Source organism: Streptomyces sp. NPDC059010, from assembly GCF_042740355.1.
Lineage (GTDB): Bacteria > Actinomycetota > Actinomycetes > Streptomycetales > Streptomycetaceae > Streptomyces.
The window spans coordinates 1-17,420 of sequence record NZ_JBHYJA010000088.1 but is presented as its reverse complement, the minus strand read 5'-3'; the positions used below and the strand labels follow the sequence as shown (position 1 = coordinate 17,420).

General features: G+C 69.5%; 15 protein-coding genes. 8 read left to right on the top strand and 7 right to left on the bottom strand.

Translation table 11 applies throughout. The features are described 5' to 3' along the window. Positions 1 to 137: 137 nt before the first annotated feature. Positions 138 to 473 carry a hypothetical protein gene (locus ACFWYS_RS45840; RefSeq protein ID WP_272114635.1) on the bottom strand — a complete coding sequence of 112 codons (336 nt, stop codon included), beginning with the start codon at positions 471 to 473 and terminating at the stop codon, positions 138 to 140. A 297-nt stretch (positions 474 to 770) separates the two neighbouring features. Here ACFWYS_RS45840 and ACFWYS_RS45835 point away from each other — a divergent pair, with 297 nt between their 5' ends. Next, positions 771 to 1,808: a helix-turn-helix transcriptional regulator gene (locus ACFWYS_RS45835; protein ID WP_384782867.1), complete on the top strand. Its 1,038-nt coding sequence runs from the start codon at positions 771 to 773 to the stop codon at positions 1,806 to 1,808. 350 nt (positions 1,809 to 2,158) lie between these two features. On the opposite strand, the gene ACFWYS_RS45830 is transcribed toward ACFWYS_RS45835, so the two are convergent. After that, complete coding sequence (locus ACFWYS_RS45830) at positions 2,159 to 3,250, bottom strand: LuxR C-terminal-related transcriptional regulator (RefSeq protein WP_384782864.1); 1,092 nt, start codon at positions 3,248 to 3,250, stop codon at positions 2,159 to 2,161. Positions 3,251 to 3,928: 678 nt separating this feature from the next. After that, on the bottom strand, positions 3,929 to 5,056 hold the full coding sequence (locus tag ACFWYS_RS45825) for a sugar ABC transporter substrate-binding protein (protein ID WP_384782861.1): 1,128 nt from the start codon (positions 5,054 to 5,056) through the stop codon (positions 3,929 to 3,931). A 433-nt stretch (positions 5,057 to 5,489) separates the two neighbouring features. Between ACFWYS_RS45825 and ACFWYS_RS45820 the strand changes: the two genes are divergently transcribed. From ACFWYS_RS45820 to ACFWYS_RS45810, 3 genes are read left to right on the top strand one after another with little or no spacing between them, the layout of a single operon-like run. Then, positions 5,490 to 7,535: a PA14 domain-containing protein gene (locus ACFWYS_RS45820; RefSeq protein ID WP_384782857.1), complete on the top strand. Its 2,046-nt coding sequence runs from the start codon at positions 5,490 to 5,492 to the stop codon at positions 7,533 to 7,535. A 4-nt stretch (positions 7,536 to 7,539) separates the two neighbouring features. After that, positions 7,540 to 9,522 (top strand): PA14 domain-containing protein, encoded by a 1,983-nt coding sequence (locus ACFWYS_RS45815; protein ID WP_384782854.1) that lies wholly within the window; start codon positions 7,540 to 7,542, stop codon positions 9,520 to 9,522. After that, on the top strand, positions 9,519 to 11,603 hold the full coding sequence (locus ACFWYS_RS45810) for a PA14 domain-containing protein (protein WP_384782851.1): 2,085 nt from the start codon (positions 9,519 to 9,521) through the stop codon (positions 11,601 to 11,603). The genes ACFWYS_RS45815 and ACFWYS_RS45810 overlap by 4 nt, the downstream gene beginning before the upstream one ends. Before the next feature lie 18 nt (positions 11,604 to 11,621). Here the strand turns inward: ACFWYS_RS45810 and ACFWYS_RS45805 are convergent, their stop codons facing one another. After that, positions 11,622 to 11,786 (bottom strand): hypothetical protein, encoded by a 165-nt coding sequence (locus ACFWYS_RS45805; protein WP_384782848.1) that lies wholly within the window; start codon positions 11,784 to 11,786, stop codon positions 11,622 to 11,624. 268 nt (positions 11,787 to 12,054) lie between these two features. Between ACFWYS_RS45805 and ACFWYS_RS45800 the strand changes: the two genes are divergently transcribed. Both ACFWYS_RS45800 and ACFWYS_RS45795 read left to right on the top strand, forming a co-directional pair. Continuing rightward, the gene (locus ACFWYS_RS45800) at positions 12,055 to 12,936 is read left to right on the top strand and encodes a helix-turn-helix domain-containing protein (protein ID WP_384782845.1); all 882 of its coding nucleotides are present in this window, start codon (positions 12,055 to 12,057) and stop codon (positions 12,934 to 12,936) included. 10 nt (positions 12,937 to 12,946) lie between these two features. Beyond that, positions 12,947 to 13,141, top strand: a complete 195-nt coding sequence (locus tag ACFWYS_RS45795) for a DUF397 domain-containing protein (protein ID WP_384782842.1) — start codon at positions 12,947 to 12,949, stop codon at positions 13,139 to 13,141. A gap of 67 nt (positions 13,142 to 13,208) precedes the next feature. Here ACFWYS_RS45795 and ACFWYS_RS45790 read toward each other — a convergent pair whose 3' ends face one another. Continuing rightward, on the bottom strand, positions 13,209 to 14,465 hold the full coding sequence (locus ACFWYS_RS45790; RefSeq protein ID WP_384782839.1) for a GNAT family N-acetyltransferase: 1,257 nt from the start codon (positions 14,463 to 14,465) through the stop codon (positions 13,209 to 13,211). A gap of 119 nt (positions 14,466 to 14,584) precedes the next feature. Between ACFWYS_RS45790 and ACFWYS_RS45785 the strand changes: the two genes are divergently transcribed. Further along, on the top strand, positions 14,585 to 15,292 hold the full coding sequence (locus tag ACFWYS_RS45785; protein WP_384782836.1) for an HAD-IA family hydrolase: 708 nt from the start codon (positions 14,585 to 14,587) through the stop codon (positions 15,290 to 15,292). Between the two features lie 10 nt (positions 15,293 to 15,302). Further along, on the top strand, positions 15,303 to 15,845 hold the full coding sequence (locus tag ACFWYS_RS45780; RefSeq protein ID WP_384782833.1) for a GNAT family N-acetyltransferase: 543 nt from the start codon (positions 15,303 to 15,305) through the stop codon (positions 15,843 to 15,845). Here the strand turns inward: ACFWYS_RS45780 and ACFWYS_RS45775 are convergent. Both ACFWYS_RS45775 and ACFWYS_RS45770 read right to left on the bottom strand, forming a co-directional pair. Beyond that, complete coding sequence (locus ACFWYS_RS45775) at positions 15,787 to 16,323, bottom strand: GNAT family N-acetyltransferase (protein ID WP_384782829.1); 537 nt, start codon at positions 16,321 to 16,323, stop codon at positions 15,787 to 15,789. The genes ACFWYS_RS45780 and ACFWYS_RS45775 overlap by 59 nt on opposite strands. Before the next feature lie 80 nt (positions 16,324 to 16,403). Further along, a complete protein-coding gene (locus ACFWYS_RS45770; protein WP_384782828.1) occupies positions 16,404 to 17,270 on the bottom strand; it encodes an NAD(P)H-binding protein in 867 nt (288 codons plus the stop codon). Between the last annotated feature and the right edge of the window lie 150 nt (positions 17,271 to 17,420).

Below are 17,420 nucleotides of genomic sequence, written 5' to 3'. Positions count from 1 at the left end.
GCGCCCCCCCCATACAACCCAGCACAGCGCGCGGACCCCCCCCCACCCCCCCGCCGCCCGCCCGCGCGCCGGCGCGCGCGGCCCCCCCCGCTGCGGGGGGAAGCACCTGAGCGATCTGTTACGACGGGGGAATCGCGTCAGGCACTGCGGGGGGTGGCTGAGATAGTCCTTGGGGCCGGGGCCTCCGGCTCCACCAGTCGGTGGTCGCGCTGATCGAGGTTGACGAAGATCATTCCGTACCGGATGGCACACCGCACAGGCTGCGGCGCCCCCCGAGGCCGCCGCAGACACCGGTACGCCCGTACGTCCTCCTCGTCGTCCCGCGTGACGACGACCGGCTCGCCGAAGACGGTCACCATCAGTGAGTCACCGGGGTGGGGGAGCGCGGTGACAAGGTCGATGAAGTGCCAGCCCGAGCGGTATGCGGTGGCCATTTCGCGGCGGAAGGAACGGTCGTCAGGTGGTGTAGTCATGTCAGGACCAAACACTGTCTTCTGGTGCGGGAGAGGTCTCACCCATGCCAGCAGCATTCGTAGTGCCCGCAATAGACCAGACACTGTCCGCCCGGACGTCACCCTCCTCAGCAGAGAGGCCACTCAGCGCTCCGAAGGCCACAACGGCGGAGAAGGCGGCGACAAGCACCGAGCGAAGCATTCTCTTCCTCATAGTCGGCTTCGTCCTCACTTGAAGGTCCCCTCTTCCCCCGTCGGATAAGACGATGGCTCATTCAGGCACTTCATGGCCACACAATCGGTGCATCATGTTCCTGCATGTTCAGGACCCTGGGGGGTGGAGATTTGACAACAAATCGGACTAAGACGGCACATCCCCATGCCATCACCGAACTGTGTGATGAGGGAGGGCGTCTCTACGCGAACGCCCTGCGCACGGGACGTATCGCCCGAGCCGAGGCGGAGTCCGCTCCTTGTCTGATGGAGTTCGCGCTCCTGCACCCCGATCCTGACGACGCGAACTGGCTGCGCCCCGTGTCCCCCTCGGTGGCCCTGGCCCAGCGGCTCAATCCGATCGAACGTGAGATCGTCGCGCGGAGGCAGACCTCGATCGAGCTGGCGGAGGCCTTCGAGCCGTTCATGGCCCTCAGTGCCCAGGGCACGGCGCCCACTCACTCGATCACGGTACTGGAGGGCCTCGACCGCATTAACGCGGCTCTCGACCTGGCCACCGGTCAGTGCCGGAACGAGATGCTCACGATCCAGCCCAGCGCCCGTCACCCCGAGCGCCGGCTCATCGAAGGGCTGGAACGCGACCGGACCATGACCGAACGGGGCGTCCGGATCCGGACGCTCTACCAGCACACGGCCCGATACAGCCCCGAACGGCTGGCGTACATGGACCGATTCGCCGATGGGAAGGTGGAGTACCGCACCATCGACGAACTGGTCGAGCGGCTGATCATCTGCGACGAGGCCGTCGCCTTCATCCCCATACGCGACGATCGACAGGTCGCCCTGGAACTGCGCCACCCCGGCCTCGTCCAGTACCTGATCAAGGTGTTCGAGTTCATGTGGAGCCGTGCCGTGCCGCTGAGCGCCGGCGCCCCCTACGAGACCGCCCCCGACGGCATCACCGACATCCAGCACTCCATCGCCAAGCTCCTCGTCGAGGGCCACGTCGACGAGGCGATAGCGCGCCGCCTGGGCATGAACGTGCGGACCTGCCGGGCGCACATAGCCAAGCTGGCCACCGCGCTGGGCAGCGGAAGCCGGGCCCAACTCGGCTACCTCATAGCCCAGTCGGGGATTCTGGACCAGGATCAGCGGTCGGCAGGAGAAGAGAACCACGCGTGAGCGCACGACGACCCGGGTGCCCTGCGCCCGCTGCCTCCCGCCCTGGCCCTGCCGAGGCTGCTGAGCGGCATCGCCGAGGACATCGCCCGGCGGCGCCGGGCCGAGACGCGGCTGACCGAGGCGTTCGGACCCCTCCTGGCGCTCGACGCCGGAGCGACCCCGCCGACGGGCCCCTCCGGGATCACCCTGCTGAGCGGCTTCGACCGGATCGACCTGGCCATCGCCGACGCCATGGCCAACGCCTCCAGGGAACTCCTGGCCGTCCAGCCCCACTCCGGTACCAAGCCTCCGGCCCGGCTCGCCGAATCCCTGGGCCGGGGGCAGTGAGAGCCGGGCCCAACTCGGCTATCTCATAGGCCGGTCGGGGATTCTCGACCAGAGGCTCCGGCCGGACCCCTCGGAGGTCCCGGTATCCCCGGCACCCCCGCAACGCTGATCACCGCGGCCTCCGACGACGCCGCCCGCGGCCGGTCCAGGCCCACCTGGGCGATCCGGACGCCGAGTTGCGTACGGCTCGCCGCGCCCAGCGTCTCCGACAGCCGCGCGATGTGCGCCCGGCAGGTGCGGACGCTTATCCCGAGCCGTTCCGCGATCACCGCGTCCTGGTGCCCCTCGGCGAGCAGCGCGGCGATGGACTGTTCGCGATGGGAGATGCCCTCGATGCCGGTGTCGGGGAGGGACGCCGTCAGCGGGATGGCCAGCCGCCACAGCCGCTCGAACACAGTCAGCAGGTAGTGCACCAGGGCCGGATGCCGCAGCTCCAGCGCCATCGTGCGGTCGGCGTTCGCGGGGATGAAGGCGACCGTGCGGTCGAAGAGGATCAGCCGGTCGATCACCTCGTCCAGCGTGCGGGCCTCGACCGAATCGCCCATCAGCTCAAGGTAGTTGAGCAGACCCTGGCCGTGCCGGGCCACATGCGTGTACAGGTCCCGCATCCGCACGCCCCGCCCGCGCAGCGCCATCGCCCGGTGCAGTCCCTCGGTCAGCTCGTGCTCGGGGCGGATGCCACCGGGCTGCACGGTCAGCACCTCGGTCGTGCACGCCTCGGTCGCCGCGTCCAGGGCGCCCTGGATGCGGGAGGCACCGTCCAGCACCCGGATCGCCGCGCCCTCCGCGCCGGACGCCTGCGCCGACATGGGCCCCAGACCGGCGTACCACTCGAACGCCGCCACCGCCGAGCCCACCCGCCGCTGGCTCGTGCTGACCTCGTCGTACACACCGCGCAGCAGCCGTGTCATGACCTCCTGCGGGGAGGTCGGCACCAGCCAGTCCATGTCGTCGGGGTCGGGGTGCAGCAGGGCCAGCTCCAGCAGACAGGGCACCGGCTCCGCGTCCCGGCGGGGCACACGGCCACGTCGTACGGCCCGGGAATACACGCGATCCCCGGCCTCGCACAGTCGGTCGGCACCGTGTGGATGCTCCTCCGTCCCGTGCCCGGCCATCGCCCATCCACCCCCGGTTCTTGCCTCTCGCCGGCTCGCCCGCTGCTGGAGCGCGGTGCCGGCACCGTCACCGGGACGCCCCGGCAGGGCGTGGCCCTGGTCGAGGGGCCCACCATGCACAGCCCTTCGGGCTCGGCTCGCGCTTCCGCAGCGCAACTATGCGCGGACCGGCCGTGCTCCGCAACACGGCTCCAGCGCGGACGAGCGCCGAAAACCACCGGTACGCCCCGCTATTTCCGGCCCTCCGCCCATCGAGTTGCAACAACCTGATGGTGCCGCGCCGGCCTTTGCGCCGTACGCAGCAAAGCCCCGGCCGCCCGCGCACGCCACCCGGAATCAGCCGACGATCACGCTGTCACGCCGCACTCGCCGTCGGGGCGTCGCGCAGGGATTTGACGCATACACGTCGGCCGCCGCACGGCACGGGATGTTCGAGGGGATTGAGGGGACGGGCGGGGACCACCACGGACCACCATCGGACCGCACCGTCACACTCGCGAACGCCGGGTATGTACGGAGGGCGGCGACGCCACCGATGGCAAGCGGCGGGACGACTTCAACGCCGCCCCGCCATACGGTCGATCGAACGCACTCGCAAAGCCGTCGCCGTCCACACCGGCAACGGCACCGCCATCGCCACCGGCGCTGCCGGAAGGCCCCCGGCAGCCCCCGGCGCCGCTACTTGTTGAGCCCGATGGCCGAGCAGCCCGCCTTGTACTTGGCCGTGCAGATGTCGCCCACCTCGTAGATCCCGTCGGCGACGACCGTCTCCTCGATGTTCTTCCGGGTCAGGGCGACCACGGGGACCAGCAGGGCCGGGATGTTCTTGGCGGTCGGGCTGTCGACCTGGTCCTGGGTGAGGGAGTCGAACTGGATGTCCTTGCCCTGGACCTTGGCGACGGCCATCTGCGCGGCGCTCTCGGCCTCCTGCGGGTACGACTTGTACACGCTCATGAACTGCTCGCCGGACACGATCCGCTGGACGGCGTCCAGTTCGGCGTCCTGCCCCGTGATCGGCGGCAGGCTGGTCACGCCCGCGGCCTCCAGGGCCTTGATGATGCCGCCTGCCATGCCGTCGTTGGCGGCGTAGACGCCCTTGAGGTTGTTCACACCGATCGACTTGATCGCCTGGGCCATGTTGGCCTGCGCGTTCTCCGGCTTCCAGTCCTTGGTGTCGTACGACTTGGCGATGTCCACCGTGCCGCTGAGCTCGGAGAGGGCGCCCGCCTTGAACTGCTTGGCGTTCGGGTCGGTGGGCGAGCCGTTCATCATGACGATCTTGTCGGAGGAGTCGACCTCCCCCATGGCCTCCAGGAGGCTGCGGGCCTGGACCTCGCCGACCAGTTCGTTGTCGAAGGAGACGTACGCGTCGATCGGCCCCTCGGCGAGGCGGTCGTAGGCGATGACCGGAATCCCGGCGTCCTTGGCCTTCTGCACGCCCTCGGCGATCGCGTGCGCGTCGACCGCGTCCAGCAGGATCACGTCGACCTGGTCGTCGATCATCTGCTGCAGCTGCTCCGCCTGCTTGGACGCGCTCGCGTCCGCGTTCAGGTAGTCGACCTTGCCCTGCTTGTTGGTGAGCTCCATCACCTTGTTCCGGATGATGGGGTAGTCGAACTTGTCGTAGCGCGTGTTCGCCGTCTCCGGCAGCAGCAGCCCCACGGTGACGTCGTTGCCCTTGGTGGGGCTCGCCTCGGAGCTGTCCCCGCTGACCCCCAGCGCCCCGCACGCGGCCAGCGAGAGGGTCATCGTGGATGCGGCGGCCACGGCGGTGGCGATACGACGCGTGGGGCGCATGGGACGCATAGAGGAGCTCACTTCTGATGCCTTCGGGACTCGGGCGCTTCATTGCGCCCAGATGACTGAAAAGCCAACGCGCCGTCGCCCCCCAGCGTCAAGAAGAACTACTTAACGAGTGCGCAACACCACGCTCCGCTGTCCATGTAAAGACATGACGGACCCCCTCCAAACGCCCATTACATCCTCTTCATCAAACCTTGAACGAACGGACGACCAAGATCAGTACAAGCCGTGCCATTCCTCCCGAGTGGTGATCATGAGCGGGTTCGCTCCGCCGTCCCGCACTCGACCAGAGGATCGAACAAACTCAGCCATGTGTACGACCGTCCCGCGACCGTGCGAAAGTCACGGGAAAGCGCGTACAACCCATGGGCCACTCCACGAGTCGTGATCGTCGCCAGTCTTTCCCCGGCCAACGACGATCACGTCCGAGGAATCCATGAACCCAGCCAGACGCACGACCAGCGCGGCCGCCGCCGCTGTCGTGCTCGCCACCGCAGGTGGCCTGCTCACCGCCGTCGCCGCGCCCTCCGTCGCCGCGACGACCTGCAACTCGCCGGTCTACAAGCGCCAGTTCTTCGCGAACACGGCCTTCTCCGGCACCCCGAAGAAGACGGACTGCGACACGACGATCAGCGAGAGCTGGGGCGCCAACGCCCCCGCCTCCGGACTGCCGACGAACAACTTCGGCGTCCGCTGGACCGTGACCCGCGACTTCGGCTCCGGCGGCCCCTTCGCCCTGACCGCCGCCGCCCAGGACGGCATCCGCGTCTACCTCGACGGCGTCCGCAAGACAGATGTCTGGAAAAACGTCTCGTCGACGGTGAGCAAGACCGTCAACCTCACCATCCCCAAGGGCAAGCACACCCTGCGGATCGACTACGTCAACTGGACCGGCAACGCCAACGTCAAGTTCTCGTACGCCCCGCGGACTTCGGCGACCGTCGACAAGGTCGCCCCCCTCGCCCCGGCCGGCCTCACCTGGGACGACACCCAGCCCGACGCGGAGAACCTCCCGATCGCCAGGCTCTCCTGGGCGAAGAACAAGGAGATGGACCTCGCCGGCTATCGCGTCTACCGGCGTGTGCAGGGCACGAGCGCCTGGACCCGGGTGGCCACGACCACCGGCACGAGCGTCGACGACCGGACGCCGGCGACGGGGAAGTCGTACTACTACGAGGTCCGCGCCTACGACAAGGCGGGCAACGAGTCCACCGGCACCGCCGACGCGGGCCCGGTCGAGACCCCCGACCGCACCGCGCCCGCCGCGCCGGTCCTGACCGCCGAGAGCGTGGAAGCCTCCAACAACCTCTCCTGGACGGCCTCCGCGGACGCGGTCGCCTACCGGGTCTTCCGCAAGACGGCCACGGAGACCACGTACACCGCGCTCGCCGACATCCCGGCCGCCACGGCCACCACCTACACGGACACCTCGGCCGCCTACCGCCGCGACTACGACTACAAGGTCAGCGCGATCGACGCGGCCAAGAACGCGGCGGCCTCCAACGTCGTACGCACCGCCCGGACCATCACCCCGCCGCAGAACGTGACGGCGACGGTGCCGAGTTGGGGCGTGGTGTTCACCTGGACCGAGCCGGCCGGCGGTGACACCGCCGACTACGAGGTCTACCGCTCCACGACCTCGCCGGTGGCGCAGACCAACGACAACCTCACCGACTGCCGCAGCCGGAAGAAGAGCACGGACGCGGCCGGCAACACGGTCCGCAGCTGCACCGACTACGACGGCGACCAGGGCACCACGTACCACTACGTGATGATCCGGCAGAACACGGCGGGCCGTTGGTCCACCGGCTCCGCCGAGATGACCGTCACCCGGCCCGGCGACGAGGTCCCGCCCCCGCCGGTGACCGGCCTGACCGCCGAGCCGCTGGAGTACGGCGTCAAGCTGGACTGGGCGGACAGCACGGCGGCCGACCTGGACCACTACGAGGTCTGGGAGTACCGGTCGTGCTGCACCCCGGAGTACCTGGGCACCGTGCCCGCCGGCACCTCCGAGTTCGTCGTCGGCCCGTCCGTGGCGGACGGTGAGTCCAAGGACTATGTCGTCGTCCCGGCCGACATCTACGGCAACTACGCCGAATGGACGGGCGCCTACTGGGACCGGCCCGTCTCCCGGGTCACCACCACCGAGCTCGACCTGCGGCCGACGACCGTCCCCGAGGACACCGCGCCCTGCTCCCTGGCCGCCTACACGACCCTCGGCGACCACGGCGGCATGTACATCGAGTGCGCCGACTCGGTGGCCAAGGAGGCCGCCGGGATCAACGTGTACCGCTGGGACCGCGCGACGAGCACCTACGCGCGGGTGACGGACGTACCGCTGGCGCCGACCGCCACCAGCTACACCGACACTACGATCCCCACCGGTACGACCGTCTACTACGTGCTCTCGGTCGTCGCGGCCGACGGCTCCGAGTCCTTCAGCAACGTGGACTCCAGCGTGTCCCTGCCGAGCGGAGCGTGATCCGATGAAGCCCTGTCTGAATCTGACCGCCACGGCGGTCGTGCTCGCCACGTCCGGCGGCCTCCTCACGGCCGTCGCCGCCCCGGCGTCGGCGGCCGTGAGCTGCGCGTCCCCGGTCTACAAGCGGCAGTTCTTCGCGAACACCACCTTCTCCGGCACCCCGAAGAAGACCGACTGCGACTCCACGATCAGCGAGAACTGGGGCGCCAACGCCCCCGCCTCCGGACTGCCGACGAACAACTTCGGCGTCCGCTGGACCGTGACCCGCGACTTCGGATCCGGCGGCCCCTTCGCCCTGACCGCCGCCGCCCAGGACGGCATCCGCGTCTACCTCGACGGCGTCCGCAAGATAGATGTCTGGAAAAACGTCTCGACGACGGCGAAGAAGACGCTCAACCTCACGATCCCCAAGGGCAAGCACACCCTGCGGATCGACTACGTCAACTGGACCGGCAACGCCAACGTCTCCTTCGCCTACACCCCCCGCACCACGGCCACCGTCGACAAGGTCAAGCCGCTCACGCCCCTGGACCCGCTGCTGTCGTACGACACCGCGACCAACAAGGCGAAGCTGAGCTGGACGAAGAACCAGGAGATGGACCTCGCCGGCTACCGCGTCTACCGGCGTCTGCGGGGCAGCACCAGCTGGACCAAGGTCGCCACGACCACGGCGGTCTCGCACACCGACACCCCGCCGGCCACCGGCGACGCCTACTACTACGAGGTCCGCGCCTACGACAGGGCGGGCAACGAGTCCACCGGCACCGCCGACCAGATGGTCACCTCCATCGTGCTGAAGACCCCGGCCGGCTACAGCGCGTCCGCCACCGCGACCGGCGCCGAACTGAGCTGGCGGCCGGTCGCCGGCGCGGCGAAGTACCGGGTGGAGCGGACCGACTACGACGGCGTCACCAAGTCCTGGGACGTCATGGGCGTCGGCCACGGCGACGACACGATCGCGCGGGCCACGCCCTCCAAGTACCGGGTGGCCGCGGTGGACGGCTCCGGCCACCTCTCGCCGTACACGGAGAGCCTGACCGTGACCCGCCCGCTGGCCGCGCCCCGCGAGCTCACGGCGACGGCGGGCATCGGCAGCGCGAACCTGGCCTGGACGATGAAGCCGGAGGACGCCCCGTACACCGAGTTCCGCGTCTACCGGTCGAGGACGCTGCCGGTGAGCACGTCGACGGCCCAGTCGGTGCCGTGCACGACCACCTTCACCACCCTCGCCGACGGGTCCCGCCGCTACAGCTGCGGCGACTTCTCCGCCGAGGAGGGCACGACGTACCACTACGCGGTGCAGTCCGTGCAGTGGCCGCACCTCTCCCCCCTCTCCGACACCGCGACGGTCACCACGCTCACCTCGGACAAGGCCCCGGCCCCCGTCACGGGCCTCGCGGCCAAGGCGACGGAGTACGGCATCGAGCTGGACTGGGCCGACAACACCGAGGACGACCTGTACCGGTACGTCGTCTACAAGGGCACCCTGCTCGGCGACCCCGGTGACGAGCAGGTGTGCTCCGCCTCGGAGCGGGAGTACCTGTCCTACGCCACCAGCGCCTACCGCGACGTCACGCTCCCCGACGGCGACCAGCTCTGCTACTTCGTCGACGCCCGCGACAAGGCGGGCAACTCCAGCTTCAAGTCGACCGGCAGCGCCGACGTGGTCGTCGTGGACGAGCTGGACCTGACCCCGACCGTCGCCACCCCGGAGGGCTCACCGCTCACCGTGACGGCGACCAAGTGGGACCTGGACGACGCCCGCGTCCACCTCTCCTGGAACGAGCTCGACTCGGCGAGCGGCTACGACGTCCACCGCTGGAACCCGGTCAGCAAGCAGTACGAGCTGCTGACGACCACCACCGACCGCTGGTACTACGACACCACCGCGGCGAAGGGCACCACCCATCACTACTGGGTGACCGCCCACTACGCCGACGGCACCCAGTCCCTGCCCGGCGCCGACCACATGATCCTCGAACCGTGAAGGCCAGCATGATCCTGACGAGCCGTACCGCCACGGCCACCGCGGTGGTACTCGCCACCGCGGGCGGCCTGCTCACGGCGGTCACCGCGCCCGCCTCGGCCGCGACCACCTGCAACTCCCCCGTTTTCAAGCGCCAGTTCTTCGCGAACACCACCTTCTCCGGCACCCCGAAGAAGACGGACTGCGACACCACGATCGACCAGGACTGGAGCACGTCCGCCCCCGCGACCGGCCTGCCACGCGACAACTTCGGCGTCCGCTGGACGGTGACACGCGACTTCGGCTCCGGCGGCCCCTTCGCCCTGACCGCCTCCGGCCTGGACGGCATCCGCGTCTACGTCGACGGCGCCCGGAAGATCGACCTCTGGAAGAACACCTCCACGACCGTCGCGAAGACCGTCAACGTCACCATCCCCACCGGCAAGCACACCCTGCGCGTGGACTACGTCAACTGGACGGGCAGCGCCAAGGTCAAGTTCGGCTGCACGCCGAGGACTTCGACGACGGTCGACACGGTCAAGCCGCTTGTCCCGACCGGGACTTCGGTGTCGTACGACTCCGTCACCGGCAAGGCGAAGCTCACCTGGGCGAAGAACCAGGAGATGGATCTCGCGGGCTACCGGGTCTACCGACGCCTGAAGGGCGGCGCATATCCGAGCAAGCCGCTGGCGACGACCACTTCCACCTCCTGGGCGGACACTCCGCCGCCGACCGGTGAGACGTACTACTACGAGGTCCGCGCCTACGACAGGGCGGGCAACGAGTCGGCCGGCACCGCCGATCAGGGCGTGACGACGGTCGACCGCACGGGCCCGGCCGCCCCCACGGGGCTCACCGCGCACGGCGACCTGTGGGGCATGATGCTCGACTGGGACGCCGTACCGGGCGCGGCATCCTACGAGCTGTTCGAGAAGGACCCGGCGACCGGCTCCCTCACTTTGGTCAAGCAGCTCACCGGCACGTCGTTCATCCACGACGACGTGGGCCACAACACGACACAGCACACCTACGTGGTGCGGGCCCTGGACGCGGCCGGGAACGCCGGCGCGTACTCGGCGCCCGTCTCGTCCGACGGCATCGACCGGACGCCCCCGGACGCGCCGAAGAACCTGCGGGCGGAGGTGACGTCGTCCACGGTGTACCTGTCGTGGAACGCGCCGGAGAACCCCACCTCGGACGAGCTCATCAACGACGCCCGCTTCACCGTGCTGCGTTCGAGCACCAGGCCTGACGTGGACACCGGGTTCGTGAACTGTTCGGTGAACGAGTCACTCGACACCGTCGCGCACGAGTACTCGTTCACGTGCTCCGACGACGAGTTCGAGCCCGACACCACCTACACCTACGAGGTCTTCCTCACCGACTGGCAGGGCAACCGCTCCGCCCCCTCCAACCCGGTCACCGTCACCACGGCCGACCGCGTCGCCCCGCTTCCCCTCACCGGCCTGACGGCCACGCCCCGCGCCGACGGCATGGAACTGCGCTGGAACACCCCGGCCGACACCGACATCGCCTCCTACCGCGCCCTGCGCGGGGTACGGCAGGCGGACGGCACGGTGAAGTGGGGCGGGGGGCTGGTCAACTGCGTGGACAGCGACGAGGACCCGCTGGCCATGCTCTGCATCGACACCCCCGACGGCGAGACATACGTCTACACGGTGATCGCCGAGGACGTCTGGGGCAACGAACTCTCCGCGAACGACCCGTCCGCCGCCACCGTCACCGCCACGGAACTGAACATCGCCCCGGGCGAACCGATCGGCCGGGACTACGAGGCGGGCGGCCCGCTGTGGGGTGGCGGCGGCTGGACGGTCTCCGAGTCGGCCCGACCGGTCCAGTGGCACTGCGACGGCGACGTCTGCGCCCGGATCACCGAGTACCGGGTGAGCCGCTGGAACACGGAGACACAGAGCTACGACCTGCTGGGCACGGTCGCCCCGACGACGGACTACTACCAGTCCTACAACGACGCCACCCAGCCGCTCGGCTCCATCTCGTACTACCGGGTGGTCGGCGTCCTCGCCGACGGCACGGAGACGCTGCCCGCACACCCGTGGAGGATCCGCCCGAACCTGCTCTGAGACCCGGTCGGCCGCGCTTCAGCCCCGCTTCGGGCCCGTGATCGTCTCACCGATCACAAAGCCCTTGGCGGGGCCTTCGGGGATGGTGACTTCGGTGCCGTAGGGGACGCGGTGGACTCCCACCCAGTCGGCCTTGTCGGGTTCAGGTTCGGTGAGAACGGTGACGGTGCCGAGAGCGGTCAAGGTGGCACCTCCTCATCAAGTGTGGGCTGGGCGTGCTCGGGGCACAAGCAACGCGATCACGGTAGGTACGGCATCGCCACCGACCAGGGCAGATCCCCTCGGTCCCGTGGGCCTCGCGCCCGGCGATGGCGTCGCCCGCGTACGGGTGCTCTTTCGGCTTGTGGGCAGGGGAAGGTTGAGCGGCTTCAGTGCGTAGCTGATCCCGCACCCACGGTAGGTAAGTCGGTTTTTCATTAACAACCCAACCGCCGTCGACAAGGAGAAGTACGTGGGACTGCGCACAACCATCAGCGAGCGCCAGAGGCGACTGGGCTACGAGCTCAAACACCTGCGCGAGCGGGCAGGGTTAACAGCTGGCGAGGCGGCAGAGCACATCAATATGGGACGCGTTCAGCTGAGCCAGATCGAAACCGCCAAGACAACCATCCTGACCCCGCGTCTCCACGAACTCTGCGACCTCTACGGTTGTACAGACAAGGCCTATGTACAGGCCCTGGTGGACATGTCCGAGGCAACCGGCAAGGGCTGGTGGAGCGCCCACAAGAAGCGCCGCAGCCTGGACGCGCTCAACACCGCCGAGCTGGAAGCGAATAGCACAGCTCTCCGTATGCACCAGTCCATGCTGATCCCGGGGCTGCTCCAGACGGCCGAGTACGCCCGAGCCATCTTCGCCACTCCCGGTCTGGGCTTCGAACGCAGTGAAGGTGCCCTGGAGTTCCGCCTGGAACGGCAGCGCGTGCTGACCCGCGAGAATCCGCCTTCCGTGCATGCCGTCATCCACGAGTCGGCTCTGCACATGCGATTCGGCGGCACCGAGGTGGTACGCGAGCAGCTGCTGCACCTCGTCGAACTGGCGCGCCTGCCCAACGTCACCATCCAGATCTATCCGTTCACCGCCCAGACCTACCCGGCCTTCAGCGGCAACTTCGTGCACGCCGTCCCCGGTGTCCCCGAACTGGGCACCGTGCTGCTCGAACTGCCCGTCGGCCTCACGTACTTGGGCGACAGAACGGGCCTCGACCGGTACACGAAGATGTTCCAGCACCTGGCCGAGAACGCCCTCGCCCCCATCGACGTATCGCTGGCCCCCGAAGCACACTCCGTCAAGGACTCGCTGGCCCTCATCCAGCACGTGCTCTACACGCTCTGAGGAGGCCTTGATGGATGAACTGAACTGGCAGAAGTCGACCTTCAGCGGAGGCCCCGAAGGCGAGTGCGTCTACGTCGCCACCGCCCCCGACGGAACGATCCGCCTCCGCGAGAGCGACACCCCGGAGGTCATCCTGACCGCGGCCCCGCAAGGCCTCGCCGCCCTCCTGCACGCCCTCAAGGCCGACCGCAGGGCTTCGGCGTAGTCGCGGCAGCCATGACGGCGACTGGTGAGGAACGGTCATGGTCCCGTCACACTCGGGCTGCGCTCGGTCAGAACCAGTGCAGGCAGTGTGGGGCGCGGTCGGCGCGGAAGAGGGCGTCGGCGAGGGGGGCCGCGGCCGGGCGATGGGATCGGATGTGGCCGGCGCGTACGAGGGTGCTGGGGGCGGTGCCGCCGAGGTAGACCGAGCCCAGGTCGGTCACGTCCAGGGACAGATCGGGGGCACGGTCCGTCGGGACGCAGTCGGCCTTGCCGTCCCGGACGGTCAGCAGGTAGCGGCCGTGCTCGCCGAGGAACGGGTCGTCGACGTCGAGGACGAGCTCGCCGTCCATGAACCAGCTGCGCGCGGTCAGCGCACGCGGGATGTCCAGCAGGCGTACCCAGAGCCAGTCGGTGTCCTCGCTCACCTGACCGGCGCGGAAGTCCGCGAGCTGCCAGCGCAGCGGGTGCTCGGGCGGGACGTGCTTGAAGACGACCTCACCGACCAGGTCGTGTCCGAGCACGAACCGGGCGAGGGCCGTGAAGACGGCGTCGTCGGTGGCGATGGTCTCGTCGACGGTCAGGGTGTTGGCCTCGCCCAGCGAGTAGCTGGCGTACCCGTCGGGGACGCCGTCGGCGTCACGGTGGACGGCGACGTAGCGCGGCGCCGGCGAGACCGGGGGCTGCCCCGCGCCCAGGGTCCACCAGCGGTGCGGCCGGGACAGCGCGCCGGGCTGTGCGCGGCGGTAGCGGTCGTAGACCTCCTCCAGGATCTCGACGCAGTCGGCACGCCGCAGCAGCTCGATCGAGCCCGAGCCCGTGTCCGTGTCCGAGCCCGTGTCCGAGCCCGGCACCGGAGTGGCGGCCGTTCCACTCGCCCTGGGGACGGCGAGGGCGGCCCGGTGGCGGGGCACCGTCAGCCGCTGTGTGTAGGTCGCCGGTCCGTAGCCGAACCGGCGGTAGATCAGGGCTTCCGAGGCCAGCAGTACGGAGAGGAAGTCACCTCGGGCCCGCAGCTCGGTGAGCTGATGACGCATCATCGCGCTCAGCACGCCCTGGCGTCGATGCGAGGGCAGGACGCCGACGACGCTCACTCCGGCGGCCGGGACGACGATCTCACCGGGCAGGGTGAGCTCGAAGGAGTACGCACCGGCGGTGCCGACAGGCCGCCCGTCCGCCGTCACGGCGAACAGGCTGCGGTCCATTTCGAGCGCCGCCCACCACACCCCGCCGCCGTTGGTCGGCGTTTCCGGGAAGCGCCCGAACGCGGCATGGAGGGTGTCGACGAAGACGTCGAGATCGTCGTCGGTCGTGGGACGGATCTCCATCGCTGCCGCTGCCTCCCTGGGATACCGGCACCACGACCCGTGACCCGTGGTGTCCCGCCACAGTGCAGCGTTCTCCCGTGGCCAGGTCAATCGAATTAGCAGGCTGGCATGATCAATCCGTGACCCCTGAACCTGCGCGGCCGGGCCGCCCTAAGTACGTCCTGTTCGATGTCGACGGCACCTTGATCGACGCGGTGAGCAACCAGCGCCGCGTCTGGGCCACTTGGGCGCAGCGGTACGGACTGGATGCCGATGAGGTTTATCAAGTGGCCCTGCGGACCCGTCCGATGGAGACGTTCGCCCAGGTCGCCGCGGGCCACGATCCGGAGGAATGCCTGGCGCTGCTGCACGCGCTGGAGGACGAGGACGTACGGTCCGGCGTCTACGCGGCGTTCGACGGCGCGGCGGAGCTGCTGCACAGCCTGCCGCCGTCGGCCTGGGCGTTGGTGACCTCGAACTACGAGCACCGGGTACGTGGCCGTTTCCTGCGGACGGGCCTGCCGGTGCCGGAGGTGATCGTGGACGCGGCCGCCGTCGAGGAGGGCAAGCCCTCCCCCGTGCCGTACCTGCGGGCCGCCGCCCGGCTCGGCGCCGCGCCGGGGGACTGCCTGGTCATCGAGGACGCGCCCTCCGGGGTGCGGTCCGGGCTGCGCGCCGGGATGACGGTGTGGGGCGTGAACGCCGACGACGCGGTGGAAGGCGTACACCGCCACTTCGGCACTCTGCGCGAGGCGGTCCCGCACATCCGTCGGTTCGTGTCGGAGCACCACGGGGACCTCACGGCAGGGGCCCCAGAGGCGGCGGACACGTCACGAACCGGCGTGTGAGGATCGCGGGATGAATGATCTACGTGTCCGCCCGGCCGTCGAGGCCGATCTCGCGGGCCTCGTCCGCCTCCGCGACGGCGCGGCCCGCTGGATGCTGGCCCGTGGCATCACCGGGCAGTGGCAGCCGGGGGAGTTGGACGAGGACCACTTCCGCCGGGTCATGGCGCACGGCGAGGTCTGGCTCGCGGAGGACGGCGGGCGTATCGCGGGTGCGTGGGAGCTGTGGTGGGACGACGAGGCGGCCTGGGGTCCGCAGCCGCCCGTCGCCGGCTATGTGCACCGGCTCATGGTGGACCGGGAAGTCGCCGCGCCAGGGACGGGTCGGCTGCTGCTGACGGCCGCGGAACACCGGGTGGCCGAGACGGGCCGCACCCGCGTACGCCTGGACTGCCTGGCCGGCAACGCACCGCTCACCACCAACTACCGCGACGCCGGCTACCGCGTCGTCGGCCACAAGGAGGGCAAGCCTCAACCCGGCGGAGTGCCCAAGTCCTTCACGCTGCTGGAGAAGGCCGACCTGGCCGGCCGCACCGGTCTCCGTCGGTCCAGGTGATCTCGTAGTACTTCAGCCGTTCGTCCTCCGAGGTCAGCTGCATGCCGACGGCCGCCAGGACGTGTTGGGACGCGGTGTTGTCGTGGTCCGTGTCCGCGCGGACGCAGGTGATGCCGCTGGTGCGGGCGAATGTGAGCAGTGCGCGTAGCGCCTCGGAGGCGTAACCCCTGCCTCGCGCCGACGGGATCAGGCCGTAGCCGATCGTGACGCTGCCCGTGTGGTCGGCGGGGCCGTGGAAGCCCAGGCCGCCGATCGCGTGCGCGTCGCTGCGGCGGCGGATCTCATAGGTGCCGAACGGCCGGGGGTCGCCGGTGCTCGCGCAGACGCCCAGGTAGCGCCGGGCTCCCGCCACATCCCCTTCGGCGGGGTATCCGGGCGCCCACCGGGCATCGCTGTCGGGTTCGCCCGCCACCAGCCGTTCCGCCTCGGTGGGGCTCATCGGATGGAGTGTGAGGCGGGGCGTATCGAGATCGTCCATGGCGGTGGGGTACCACGCGGTACGGCGGCGCCGCACTCGGATTGATCGCCTTGATCGCCTTGATCGCCTTTGCGGGCGGGTCAGTCGAAGCGGGCGGCATGTTCCGAGACCCACTGCCGGAACGTCCTGGCCGGGGCCCCGACGATCCGGGGAACCGTGTCGCGGACCATGAGCAGTTCGTCGTTCACGTCGCCGCCCGTCACATCGAGCACCGCGTCCGCGGCTTCCTCCCCCAGGAAGGCGGCCATGCCACGGTGGGCCTCGCCCCTGCTGATCTCGGCGAACGGCACCTTCCGGCCCAGTACGTCCGCGATGACCTCGACCTGCTGCCGGGGCGTGATCCGCTCCGGACCGGTCAGGGCGTACGTCTGCCCCCGGTGGCCCGGCTCGGTGAGTGCCACCCGGGCCACCGAGGCGATGTCCGCGGGGTGGATCGTGGGCAGGCCGACGTCCGCGAAGGGCACCCGGACCGCCTCGCCCGCACGGATCGCATCCGCCCACCACAGGGCGTTCGATGCGAACTGCGTCGGCCGCAGGATCGTCCAGGCCGGACCGCCGCTGTCCTGGAGCATGCGCTCGACCGCCAGGTTCTCCGCGGCCGGGCCCAGGTGCGGATGCGTCTGTACGGTGACGGACGACACCAGCACCACATGGTCCACCCCTGCCTGCCGCGCGGCATCGAGGATCTCGGCGTCCGGGCCGAGCCGCGAGAGCAGGAACAGCGAACTCACCCCGTCCAGCGCCGACTTCAGTGAACCGGACCTCAATGAACCCGACTTCCGTGAAGCCGTCGGGCCGAAGTCGGCCTCGACCGCCTCGACCCCTTCCGGGAACACGGCCCGCGCGGCGTCCCGGGTGAGCCCTCGCAGTGGACCGGCGCCGATCCCATGGAGTTCCTTCAGCAGGGCGCCGCCTATGTTTCCGGTCGCTCCGGTCACGAGAATCATGAGGGGGACGTTAGGACCTCAATCAAACTTGAGGTCAAAGCCCCGACCCGCCGCCCCCCCGTTATGTTTTCCGCGGTCCTGCAAGAGGGCCGCTGGCCTCCGGGCCCGGAATGACTGTTCCCCCCTGTCGAACAGATGACCTGGGGGGTG

Excerpts from the sequence above, each read along its gene's own strand:
- ACFWYS_RS45820 (WP_384782857.1), top strand. The coding sequence starts at position 5,490 with ATGAACCCAGCCAGACGCACGACCAGCGCGGCCGCCGCCGCTGTCGTG.
- ACFWYS_RS45825 (WP_384782861.1), bottom strand. The coding sequence starts at position 5,056 with ATGCGTCCCATGCGCCCCACGCGTCGTATCGCCACCGCCGTGGCCGCC.
- ACFWYS_RS45775 (WP_384782829.1), bottom strand. The coding sequence starts at position 16,323 with ATGGACGATCTCGATACGCCCCGCCTCACACTCCATCCGATGAGCCCC.
- ACFWYS_RS45840 (WP_272114635.1), bottom strand. The coding sequence starts at position 473 with ATGACTACACCACCTGACGACCGTTCCTTCCGCCGCGAAATGGCCACC.
- ACFWYS_RS45770 (WP_384782828.1), bottom strand. The coding sequence starts at position 17,270 with ATGATTCTCGTGACCGGAGCGACCGGAAACATAGGCGGCGCCCTGCTG.
- ACFWYS_RS45830 (WP_384782864.1), bottom strand. The coding sequence starts at position 3,250 with ATGGCCGGGCACGGGACGGAGGAGCATCCACACGGTGCCGACCGACTG.
- ACFWYS_RS45790 (WP_384782839.1), bottom strand. The coding sequence starts at position 14,465 with ATGGAGATCCGTCCCACGACCGACGACGATCTCGACGTCTTCGTCGAC.
- ACFWYS_RS45780 (WP_384782833.1), top strand. The coding sequence starts at position 15,303 with ATGAATGATCTACGTGTCCGCCCGGCCGTCGAGGCCGATCTCGCGGGC.
- ACFWYS_RS45835 (WP_384782867.1), top strand. The coding sequence starts at position 771 with ATGTTCAGGACCCTGGGGGGTGGAGATTTGACAACAAATCGGACTAAG.
- ACFWYS_RS45795 (WP_384782842.1), top strand. The coding sequence starts at position 12,947 with ATGGATGAACTGAACTGGCAGAAGTCGACCTTCAGCGGAGGCCCCGAA.
- ACFWYS_RS45815 (WP_384782854.1), top strand. The coding sequence starts at position 7,540 with ATGAAGCCCTGTCTGAATCTGACCGCCACGGCGGTCGTGCTCGCCACG.